Here is an 11,235-nt window from a genome sequence, read left to right as displayed (position 1 = left end):
CTGGGCGTTTCTAGGAGCGCCGCTTTGATTCTGGTAATAGGCGATGCGAAATTTTCTCTCTTCTGTATTTTCTAAATTAGCTAAATACTGCTTGAGAAATTTGTAATCACCTCTGGCGTTGACTTTGGAACGCGAATCTACTGGCGTTGTGGTATTTGAAGCTAGGGCTATGTCTTTGGCTGCTTCTTCATCAAGTCCAATGTGAATCGTAACTTTTACTCTGGCTTGGGTTAGGTCGTATTTATAGTTTTTCGCTTGCTCAAATCCTAAAACCGTATGCCCTCCGTTGATAATTCCATCACTACCTCCCTCGTTAGCTTCTAAAATTTCTAGTTCGAGTAAGGTTTTGCTTGGTTTAACTTTATTGGCTGACAGAACGATTCCACTGTGACGGGAGAAGAATTTTTCGGGTTGAGTAGTCAGTGAGTCGAAGACTTGTCTGTAGGTCGCGCTTTTACGGTTTGGTTCCCTGATGTTCGGTTCTAGGGGCAGGTCTGTTGGGAAGCTGTCTACATGAGCCGTGGCGATGATGCAATTGGGGTTGGCTTGAAAATAGTTGTCTATTTTTATGTTCCAAGTCTTGGGCATAGTTTGTTTTAGTTAAATTCGTCTTAGGCTTATGGAGTCAGGGATAGGGAAATTGGGTGATGCTCAATTTCATTGCTGGGTATCGGTTGTGGGCGACTGGTAAATTTGACGCAATTGTGAGACAGTACTCGCTGCATCTATGCCCTCCAAAATGGCTTCTAGCACACTTACATCTTGGATAGATTCGATTTCGGGTAATAAATTTTGACCTGATTCACTAAATTTGAGCTTTAATCCCAAGGCTATACCTTTTAACAAAGCTTCAAGCTTACCTTTTTCAATACCACTGCGTTCAAAAGAAGTAACATACTGCATACGTTGCTCTGCCTCCAATTGTTCTACTTCAAAAAGAAACTCTCGCTCTAAATCTTGGGGGAGTGTCAACACCCAGTCTACAAAAGCCAACAAGTTTAGAACATCCTCACGTTCAAATCCCTGCTGGTACAGTCTCCGCACTAAACTTAGTTTTTGCTGCTTACGTTCTAACCTGTCGCTCTTGGTTTGTAATGCTGCTAAATGTGCCATCACTACAGTCGCCAAAGGGTTACAGCTGGCTTCTAGTTCCGACTGACGTTGTTGATAGTCTAACAATTTGACAATTGGAAACTGAAACTCAACTTTAGTGCCAAACAACTCGTAACCAAACTGATTTGGTCGCCAGTTTACCTGCTCATCACCTAGAACCGCCAAGGATGCTACTGACCGCTTATATCTATCGTAGATGCGGTAGTTGTAGATAAACATCCTTTCGCTAAAATCAGATTCTGACTGGGATTGGATTTCTAAGTGTATCAGTATCCAAGTTTCTTCACCACCAATGCGGTATATTTTTACCAGCTTATCCGCCAGTCTTTTCCCTAGTTCGGCATCACGCACTACCTGCTCTAATTCTTTGTCCAAAAACTCAGGCTGTCGTGTCCAATCTATTTCCCCATGTGCTTGGGGGAAGAAAAACAGCATGAACTCTTCAAAATACAGTTGTAGTATCTGTTTCCACGGCGAATCATATTCGGTTTGAGGGTTGGTATTGGTCATACTCGTTCATCTCGAACTTACGCCCCTGATTGTATTACTACTTGCGAGCCAGTTTATGATTTGAGAATTGTGTTGAAATTGCTTACCAATTAATCTTAATCTGGGAAGTTTTCTTAATCCCACAGATAAATCGAAGAAGAAAATATGTTTAATGTGAATTCATCAGAGTTACTTTTTACAAGTTTGAGTGAGGTTGGGCGAATGAACGCACTGCTTGCTTCACTTTCGTGCGATGGCGTAACCGCTTTTTCCGTTGGCGTTCGTCAAAGACGTGCCGAACACGAGTGCGTTCCGCAGGAAAGGCATTGCCTCTCGAACGCGAGTGCGTTTCTGAAAGAGAAGAGAAGATATCGCTCTTAACCTCAAAACAAAGAATCACCCCGCTATATCTTTGCTACTCTTGTAAGTCATGGCTCTGGGTTTCCTCTTCTGTATAGGGACTACTGATTTCTTGGGTGCTTGTGGCGGACGGCATTTCTCGCAATATAGAGGTCGGACACCAAAGGTTTCTCGTTGTGTGGGTTGTTCGCATTGCTTACACACAAAGTTAAAAACGCGCGTATGAATTTCCCGCTTGTGCGCCCTAACGGTGTACTCTCGGACTTCAATAGTTTTGCTGGGCATCGGTTCTGTAATCGGTGTTCTATTTATAAGGATAGTTTCTAGCATCAATATATTCATGCACCATTTGATTGAAACAGTGACAATCTGATGGTTTTTCGCCGGGGATTAAGCAGAGGCGATGCCGCCGGAAAGTGCGGGTACGCGATCACGCGGCAATTGGAGGCATCTTTAACAGTAGTGGCGACTTGTTTCCAGTCTTTGGAGTAGCGAGTTGGATTTATATAAATGAAACTACAATGCAACAACCCTAAGTTAATCCTAATTAAGAAGATAGTCTTTAATCTTGTTTTGATGAGAGCGCAAAATTTTCAAAGCAAGACATTCAGTTTTACGAATTGTTTCCCGACTAAGGTTTAGGCGTTTTGCAACTTGGCTCAAGGTCAGTTGCTGATTATCTTCCAATCCAAAACGTAAAGTCAATACTTCTCGTTGCCTTGGATTGAGCAATGCCAGCAACTTGCTCAAGTCTTGGTGTAAAAGCTCAAGAGTAATTTGCTCATCTAGGGAAATACCATTCATCGGTAAAATATCAGCTAGTTCAGTTTCACGCTCATCCCCGACTCGCATTTCTAGCGAGACTGGAGTCCAGGAAACCTGAAGGTATTCCCGTATTTGATTGGGCAATACATTTAAGGATTCGGCTATTTCTGCTACAACTGGAGGACGACCCAAAGATTGAGACAGTTGCTGCTGTACTTTCCTGATTTTATTTAATTTATCATTGATATGGATTGGCAGACGGATAGTGCGAGACTTTTCTCCAATCGCCCGTGTTATTGACTGCTTGATCCACCAGTAAACGTAGGTTGATAGTTTATAGCCTCGGTTGGCATCAAACTTTTCGATTCCCTTTTGTAAACCTAGTGCACCTTCCTGGATCAAATCTAAGAATTCCAAGTTGTGATTCTGATATTTCTTGGCAACAGAAACCACCAGGCGTAAGTTAGCAGTCACCATTTTCTCTTTAGCTTTTTGACCTTGTTGAATGATTGATTGTACTTCAGCTTCGCTTTGTCCAAGCGACGTAGCTAATTCTCTTGCGGTTGGTTGTCGGTTTAGTTGAAGTGCGAGACTTGAGCGCTGTTCTTCAATCGCCATCATCTGCTGCACAAGCCTAGCATTTGTAATTTCTTGCTCAGGAGTTAGCAGAGGGTAGCGTCCGATTTCTTTGAGGTAGGAGCGAACTAAGTCGGTAGTTGGGCTGGGCATACTTTCAATTAATTGTGATGAATACTTTTATTTTTCGTTTGAATAGAATGTTTTATTTCCAGAATTCGCTAATAAATCAAATCTTAACCATAGACTTAAACCCATGTTTATCTTTCGGAAGCAAGTTTATAAATATAATACTTGAAATCTTCAAATAGGTAAATACTAAAAGTAGCTTTGTTTTATAAATTAGCTTTGAAGTAACGAAGAACTTTGGCTGAGTTAAATCAGAGAGGCGCTACGCTAATTTTTGAGTGAAATCCTTTCTTCAAGAGAGGATATGTTCAAATTCGCTTCACATTTGAACAAAGCTTAAAAACGCTTTGCGTACATCAAGTGAAAAATACAATTATTAAATCGAGGAATAATCATGGATATGCAATCTGCACTTACCCTGACAATCATAGTCATCTTTTGGGCATTTGTTAGTCTCGTTATGTTCCAGTTCGTTAATGGACTATTTGTATCGGCTGCTTACGTTAGTAATGTGGTTTCGGTTAGCAATCTAAATATAGCGGCTTCTACAATCCCATCAGTATCAGGAGTAATCACACCACAAGCGATGACTTTTGAAAAATTGCCAGATCCTTGGACGTTAGAGGATGAAGTTGTTCATCGTACAAATAATGAAGCAGTTGTTCTTTCATTCTCTACATTGAGATTACTGCCTCCAGTTACAGAAATTTCACCAGAACCAAAACGTACTACTCGTTCAAATAAAGCTAATAATGCTGCCAACAATTCACCGAAAACTAAAAAGGCTGATGTAAATTCTTCAGGCAAGCGCAAGCCAGGTAGACCACGTAAAACTGCATAAAAGTTACTCGACTATAACCTCCGATTGATCAACGGAGGTTAAATTTACTTTTCTGAAAAATAGTGAACGCTACATATTGTTGTTTATCATCTGCTTTGAATCATATCCCAAGCAATCACTCCTTACTCGAAGCAGCAATATTTGAATTAGAAATTGCTGTTGGTTGTGCCAAAGAGTATGAGAAAACTTGGCACTCTATTATCTGGATTCAGTCTAACTCTCGAACTAAAAGCAGAGTGAGTGAACAATTAAATCATCTGGCATTTGACTGCTATACACACTTTTTAAAAGCTGTTGATTACCTCAATCAATACGCAGACTTAATGGACGAGCAAAGTCATTTCCAATTCGCAATTCGCTTTTTCGCCCATTCGCAATTAATAATACCCCACCCATGAATGCGGAGGCTTGAATATTGATACTACGTGTTTTGTTTCTTTTCATAATTCAAATTAGTTGCTCTGTACCCTAAATGAATCAATTATCAATTACGTCCGCAATTGCGAATTGCGAACTGCGAATTGCGAATTGTTCGGTCATCAACCTCTTAAGTGGTGGTTTGAAGTCAATTGCAGTTTGAATCTGGCTTACACCTCAATCAATCGAGAAAATAAACGGGAAATTTCAACAAGGCAACTGCGCCTGTTTGATAGCTAATAAAGCTCACATATTAGCTTCGCTTTTTCCAGAGTGAAAATTAAAATTATATAGTCCAATGGTACAGCAGCTTTTCACTCAAGGTTCTCTATTCGATTTGCAAACAGTAATCGATTATGGGCAATCAGTTGTTAGTGTTGCCCAAGAGCTTGCAAAAGTTTTAATAGATAATCGCCCTCTCTCTACGAAAACTGTTTCTTCCCAGATGAATCGTTACTTTCTTGGCACTGCTGCGTCTGGTGCGTGGCAGTGGAAAGACGCTTACGAAGCTCTTGAAGTAGCGCAAATCTTATATCTGCGTCATCTGGGAATTAAAATTTTATCACAACAACCTCAAGTGGTTGTACAACAATTAGAACAATTAACAGCCCTCTGCCCGACGCATACTCGCCGTAGTGAAGAATCAGTAAAGCTTCAGCAATTCTCCACCCCTCTGCCGCTTGCTTATCTGGTAGCCAAAGCAGGACTTATACAAGCTACTGATTTAGTGCTTGAGCCAAGTGCCGGAACTGGTTTGTTAGCACAAATGGCTAAACTTTATGGTGCAAGCCTAATGCTTAACGAACTCGCACAAGACAGGGCAAAGATTTTGCGTCGGTTGTTTCCTGGCACTCCACTATTTGGGGTCAACGCCGAACAAATCAACGATTATTTAGCAGGACAGACTAAGCCATCCGTAGTCCTGATGAACCCACCGTTTTCAGCATCTCCCAAGGTAAGCTCCCGCTTCTGTGACGCAACTCCTCGGCATATTAACTCAGCACTACAAAGATTGTGCGATGGTGGACGGCTGATAACGATCACAGCCAACTGGTTTTCTCCAGCTAACCCAACTTGGAGAGAAACTTTTGTGAAATGGCAGGACAACGCAAGGGTGGTACTTTCGGTTGGGGTTAATGGTAAAGCCTACGCGAAGCATGGAACAACAATAGAAACCCGAATCACGGTGATTGATAAAGTTCCTGCTGATAATCCTGCCGCAATCCCTTGTATTACTGAGACTCTGGAGCTGCCCGAACTGCTGACATTGATTGAACAGTTACCGCAGCGTTTTCCGTGGCAGCATTCTCAAGCTAAACTTCTTACCACTGTTAACAAAGTCGTTGCGCTACCAAAACGTACCGTAGTTGCTCAACCAGAAGCAGAAACAGTTTCCTCCATTCTAGATGTTGTCATCTTAGAATATGAAGTCATTGAGTGGTTTGCCACCGATGGCTTAAAAGATACTCTTTACGAAACCTATCGCCCACAACGTATCCGAATCAAGGACGCTTTACCCCATCCCTCGTTACTTTGCGAGAGTGCAGCCCTAGCACTTGTCTCGCTACCAGCACCAACTTATAAACCGCATCTTCCTAGCAACATTATCACACAAGGCTTGTTGTCAGAGGCACAACTTGAAAGCGTTATTTACGCAGGTCAAGCGCACCGTGAATTCCTGTCTGGGTCTTATATTGTGGATGATTCGTGGGATAATGTGACTGTTGCGGCTCAGGGCGAAGAAAATGCCGTAAAATTTCGGCGTGGCTGGTTTCTTGGCGATGGGACGGGTGCTGGTAAGGGTAGACAATGTGCAGGAATCATCCTCGACAACTGGTGTCAGAAACGAAGAAAAGCAATCTGGGTATCTAAAAGTTCTGCCTTAATTGAAGATGCCCGTAGAGACTGGTGTGCTTTAGGAGGTAATGCAAAAGACATTATCGACCTGAGCAACATCAAACTTGGCGACCCCATCTCTTTCACCCAAGGTATTCTGTTCTGCACGTACTCAACTCTACGTTCTCAAAAGAACGGCAAAAGTCGGCTTAAGCAAATCGTTGAATGGGCTGGCATTGACTTTGAGGGAGCGATCGCCTATGACGAGTGCCACAGCATGGGCAATGCGATGGCGCAGGAGGGTAAACTCGGTATGGTTGCAGCATCCCAGCAAGGCATTGTTGGGCTTCGGCTACAAAACGCATTACCGCAGGCACGGGTTATTTACGTTTCTGCTACTGGAGCGACGAAGGTTTCTAACCTATCTTATGCAAATCGTCTGGGGCTTTGGCAGACTGGAGATTTCCCGTTTACCTCCCGTGAGGATTTTGTGGAATCCATTGAGGGCGGTGGTATCGCCGCGATGGAGGTAGTAGCCAGGGATCTCAAGGCTTTAGGACTGTATCTGGCGCGGAGCCTTTCATTCGAGGGAGTTGAGTATCAAACTCTCGAAATTGAGTTAACGCCCACGCAGGAACGGAGTTATAACAGCTACTCCGATGCTTTTCAGGTTATTCACCATAATTTAGACAAAGCCCTGGAAGCTTGTAACATCTCTGGTTCCAAGACTTACAACCGTGCTGCAAAGATGAGCGCGGTGTCTCAGTTTGAGTCGCACAAGCAAAGATTCTTCAATCATCTGTTGACTGGTATGAAGTGTCCACAGTTAATTAAAGCAATTGAAGAGGATTTAGCTGCGGGTAACGCCATTGTTATTCAAATTGTATCAACTAATGAGGAGTTGCTTAAACGCCGACTCAATGAAGTTGCACCCGAAGAATGGCAGGATCTCAATCTTGACCTGACTCCACGGGAATATGTTATGGATTATTTGATGAGTGCTTTCCCCATTCATCTGCATTCCATTCATTCTGGCGAGGATGGAGAAGAAAGATCCGAGCCAGTCTTTGATGCCGATGGCTCTCCAGTTATTTCGCAAGAAGCTGTAGCCTTGAGAGATGCCTTAGTAGACAAACTCGCCAGCCTTGATCCAATTCCTGGCGCACTAGAGCAGCTGCTATGGCACTTTGGTAACAAACAAATTGCCGAAGTAACTGGCCGCAGCAAGCGAGTTCTGAAAGATGATTCGGGGCGTTTGTTCGTTGATTCGCGTGGTAGTGGGGCGAATATTGCTGAGACTAACGCATTTATGACGGGTGATAAACAAATTCTCATCTTCTCTGATGCAGGCGGCACAGGTCGCAGCTATCACGCTGACCTCAACGCTGTGAATCGTCGGCGGCGATCGCATTATTTGTTGGAAGCCGGCTGGAGAGCAGACAACGCAATCCAAGGGCTTGGGCGATCGCACCGCACAAACCAAGCGTCAGCACCTATTTTCCGACCTGTTACCACTAACGTTATAGGTGAGCGTAGATTCATTTCTACCATTGCTCGACGGTTGGATAGCTTGGGCGCTCTTACTCGTGGTCAACGGCAGACGGGTGGCAATGGGATATTTGAGGCTAAGGATAATCTGGAGTCGAACTATGCAGAACACGCACTGTATGAACTGTTCAAGCAGATATTCCAAGGTCGATTTTTTGAAGTTCCACTAGGGACTTTTGAGCAGATGACAGGACTCTCGCTCACTTCCCACGAAGGCGGCATGAAAATCGATCTCCCACCCCTGCGTCAATTCCTTAACAGACTACTAGCTCTACGAATTGATATGCAAAACGTGATTTTCGAGAGGTTTGAATTACTCTTGAGCCAGCAGATTGAAGCAGCGATCACGGCAGGGGTCTATGAGATGGGTGTGGAAACACTTCGAGCAGAACGGTTTACTGTTGAGAGCCAGGAAGCTGTATATACTCATGCTCAAACTGGTAGCGTCACCAATTACTTGAAAGTGGAACGCACCCAGAAGAACAACATCAAAACTGCTGAAGAGATGTTGGAGTTTGCCACTCAATATCAAGGACTGCTCATGATCAACTCCAAGTCAGGCAATGCTGCTGTGTCAATTCCGACACATAGTATCTACGACGCTGATGGTGGTGTTGTACCAAGAGTTCTGTTGGTTCGACCACAAAAAGAAACTCGCGTACCAATCCAAGACTTGGAATCTTCCACTTGGCGGCAGGTTTCGGCTGACACTTTTGTTGCGGCATGGTCTAATGAAGTGGACACACTGCCCAAGTTCACAACCGATTACCTGCATTTGGTAACTGGTATTCTCCTACCCATTTGGAAAATCCTGCCACAGCAGAATAGTCGAGTATTCCGACTACAAACCAGCGATGGGCAGAAAATTCTTGGTCGGGTGGTGAATGCTCACGACATTCAAACCGTGCGCGAACAACTCGGACTAAGAAATCAAGTGCTTTCTCCAGAAGAACTTGTTTCGCTGGTACTGAACGAGAAATATACACAGCAGTTGCCGGGTGGCGTAACTTTACGGCGTTCTTACATTGCCGCAGAACCTCGCATAGAACTGGTTAATGCTATCTCACTGGCAGAGCGACTGGTAGCTATTGGATGTTTCACCGAGATCATCAACTGGAAAAAGCGGGTATTCATTCCGGTTTCAGACAAAGCCCCAGCTATTCTAGCGGCTGTGATTGAAATCTTGGGGTAATTCCTAACCTCAAAGACCCAGGCATTTAATCTGGGTCTTTTTTACTTTCAAAAAAATTGCCCCTTACTGGCATTGGCTATCTTAACTAAATAGAAATCGCCGTCGGCAGCAGCGTGATCAAGAAAATTTGCAGCATTGTCTGTCCAATTGGCAGGCTAATCGCTGCACTCTCTTCCAGAAAATGCTGAAGCGTCAGATTTATCAGAATGGGAATTGTAAACACGGTGATAATGCTGCTAAGTGCTGTGAGTGTCACTGATAGAGCAACATCACCCTTTGCCAAATAGGTCATGAGATTGGAGGAAGGGCCACCAGGGCAGACCGCTAGTACAACCAGACCAACGGCGAGCGCCCTTTCCATCGGAACCACGAACGCGATCAACAAACCAATCAGCGGTAGCAGCACCACCTGACACATCGTACCAATTACAACTGCCTTGGGATAGCGAGTGATTCGCTTAAAGTCTTCTGGAACTAGGCTTAACCCCATTCCCAACATGACAATTGCCAGGGCTAGCGGCAGCAAAACAGTGGTAAATAAGTTACTCTGCATGGCGGTAAAAATTTAGAACTTACGGATTGATAGTAATGCCAAAAACTGCGTAAACCTCAACCCGTAACTGAATTCTTACGTTTTACTTTCATCCTTTGAGTGTTAACTCTTGCCCCTTACTGGCGTAGTCTATCAAAAGCTTGTAGGACAAGGACTAAATCATGTTACTTTTTTGCGGAATATATCGTTAATGGCGTGAAAACCCGTGCTGAAACTATATCAGTAAAGGATGGGGGAAAGGGGGAAAGGTTTTAAATCCCTTAACCCTTACCCCTGCCCCTTATGCCCACTTCGTGGGTATCAACTGCGTTGTGAAAGCACGGACTAACTGACTATCTTTTGAAGACTGAGCAATTAAATCCTGAGTGTTGGGATTCTTTGTAGTACAACCGGATACTTGATACTGATATGGTATTAAATGTCCCAAGGGTCGAACATTAACCATGTTTAGCTCTAAGTTCAACTCTTCTTTGAGTTCACGTTGTAAAGCATCTTCATAGGTTTCTCCAGTTTCAACATGCCCCCCCATGCTGACATCAAGACAAAGCGGAAAAATAGTTTTGTGTGCAGAACGTCGAGGTATCCACAGTTGACCTAATGAATTAACAACAAAAGCGTTGACAACTCTAAAATTGCATAGTCCTTGACGATATATTTCCGAACGTTTCTTCTGTCCAACAACGCAATCGCTTTCGTCTACAATGTCAAGTATTTCATCATCTTGTATCATGATTAAATCCCTTTATAATTTGAATTAGGCGGTTAGGCATTACCGTGCCAAAACCTTATTTTCAGGTAATAATTATGGCGCAACAAGTTTTGCGATGCCAACTCTTGGAGACGCTCTGCGCGTTCGGCGGGCGCAGCCATCGCTCAAGGGGAGCGATGCGATTTTGTGAGATGCCTTGCTTCGTTTGGGCAGGGGGCAGGGAGCAGGGAGCAGGGAGCAGGGGGATTAGAAATTAGCGTTTTATGAGCCAAGGAGATGGATTGTTAATTATGGTTACTAGAATCCCTAAAACTCGGTTGTAAACTCCATAAAGCTCTCTGCCTGTATCAACGTCTAAATAACTACATTTAACAGCAAATTTCAGCCAAGTCTGAGTTTCTGCTGCTTCCGCTTCTGAATCATTCAATTTTGCAATAAAAGCAGCTTCATAACGGCGTTTTCTCCATGCTTCTGCCAGATTTGCACAAACTGAACGAGATGAACGACGAATTTGATCAGTTAAAGAATAACGTTCTTCAACAGGAAACTTCTTAGATAATTCAAAAATTTTCATGGCTACATCAAATGCCATTTTATATACTTCCAAGTCTTCATGACTTTTTATTGGTTCTTTTTCCATTCCCCCTGCCCCCTGCTCCCTGCTCCCCTGCTGTCTTTAACATGATCTCACAAAATCGCATTGCTCC

Annotated in this window: 11 protein-coding genes; 3 read left to right on the top strand and 8 right to left on the bottom strand. The window is 43.6% G+C overall.

The window, feature by feature from the left end; translation table 11 throughout:
• The 5 genes from F8S12_RS19495 to F8S12_RS19475 all read right to left on the bottom strand — a co-directional run.
• On the bottom strand, positions 1 to 588 hold a 588-nt coding region (locus F8S12_RS19495), incomplete at its 3' end, for an AIPR family protein (RefSeq protein ID WP_196517744.1).
• A 69-nt stretch (positions 589 to 657) separates the two neighbouring features.
• Positions 658 to 1,623 carry a cytosolic protein gene (locus tag F8S12_RS19490; protein WP_196517743.1) on the bottom strand — a complete coding sequence of 322 codons (966 nt, stop codon included), beginning with the start codon at positions 1,621 to 1,623 and terminating at the stop codon, positions 658 to 660.
• Between the two features lie 175 nt (positions 1,624 to 1,798).
• Positions 1,799 to 2,002, bottom strand: coding sequence for a hypothetical protein (locus tag F8S12_RS19485; protein WP_196517742.1), 204 nt, complete (start codon positions 2,000 to 2,002; stop codon positions 1,799 to 1,801).
• On the bottom strand, positions 1,999 to 2,247 hold the full coding sequence (locus F8S12_RS19480; protein ID WP_196517745.1) for a hypothetical protein: 249 nt from the start codon (positions 2,245 to 2,247) through the stop codon (positions 1,999 to 2,001). Before F8S12_RS19480 ends, F8S12_RS19485 begins: the two co-directional genes overlap by 4 nt.
• Positions 2,248 to 2,505: 258 nt before the next feature.
• Positions 2,506 to 3,456, bottom strand: coding sequence for an RpoD/SigA family RNA polymerase sigma factor (locus F8S12_RS19475; protein WP_196517741.1), 951 nt, complete (start codon positions 3,454 to 3,456; stop codon positions 2,506 to 2,508).
• 370 nt (positions 3,457 to 3,826) lie between these two features.
• Between F8S12_RS19475 and F8S12_RS19470 the strand changes: the two genes are divergently transcribed.
• From F8S12_RS19470 to F8S12_RS19460, 3 genes are all read left to right on the top strand, one after another.
• Positions 3,827 to 4,273 carry a hypothetical protein gene (locus tag F8S12_RS19470; protein ID WP_196517740.1) on the top strand — a complete coding sequence of 149 codons (447 nt, stop codon included), beginning with the start codon at positions 3,827 to 3,829 and terminating at the stop codon, positions 4,271 to 4,273.
• A gap of 62 nt (positions 4,274 to 4,335) precedes the next feature.
• Complete coding sequence (locus F8S12_RS19465; protein ID WP_196517739.1) at positions 4,336 to 4,671, top strand: hypothetical protein; 336 nt, start codon at positions 4,336 to 4,338, stop codon at positions 4,669 to 4,671.
• Between the two features lie 317 nt (positions 4,672 to 4,988).
• Positions 4,989 to 9,266 carry a strawberry notch family protein gene (locus F8S12_RS19460; protein WP_196517738.1) on the top strand — a complete coding sequence of 1,426 codons (4,278 nt, stop codon included), beginning with the start codon at positions 4,989 to 4,991 and terminating at the stop codon, positions 9,264 to 9,266.
• A gap of 85 nt (positions 9,267 to 9,351) precedes the next feature.
• Here F8S12_RS19460 and F8S12_RS19455 read toward each other — a convergent pair whose 3' ends face one another.
• The 3 genes from F8S12_RS19455 to F8S12_RS19445 all read right to left on the bottom strand — a co-directional run bounded on the left by F8S12_RS19455 (position 9,352) and on the right by F8S12_RS19445 (position 11,168).
• Complete coding sequence (locus tag F8S12_RS19455) at positions 9,352 to 9,819, bottom strand: bile acid:sodium symporter family protein (protein WP_331001411.1); 468 nt, start codon at positions 9,817 to 9,819, stop codon at positions 9,352 to 9,354.
• 280 nt (positions 9,820 to 10,099) lie between these two features.
• Positions 10,100 to 10,549, bottom strand: a complete 450-nt coding sequence (locus F8S12_RS19450) for an NUDIX domain-containing protein (RefSeq protein ID WP_196517737.1) — start codon at positions 10,547 to 10,549, stop codon at positions 10,100 to 10,102.
• A gap of 232 nt (positions 10,550 to 10,781) precedes the next feature.
• Positions 10,782 to 11,168 (bottom strand): four helix bundle protein, encoded by a 387-nt coding sequence (locus tag F8S12_RS19445; RefSeq protein WP_196517736.1) that lies wholly within the window; start codon positions 11,166 to 11,168, stop codon positions 10,782 to 10,784.
• Positions 11,169 to 11,235: the final 67 nt, after the last annotated feature.

This window comes from Nostoc sp. WHI (genome assembly GCF_015714725.1).
In the GTDB taxonomy this organism is placed as follows: domain Bacteria; phylum Cyanobacteriota; class Cyanobacteriia; order Cyanobacteriales; family Nostocaceae; genus Nostoc.
Note: the sequence above shows the minus strand (reverse complement) of the source record. Positions and strands in the feature narration are given on the sequence as shown.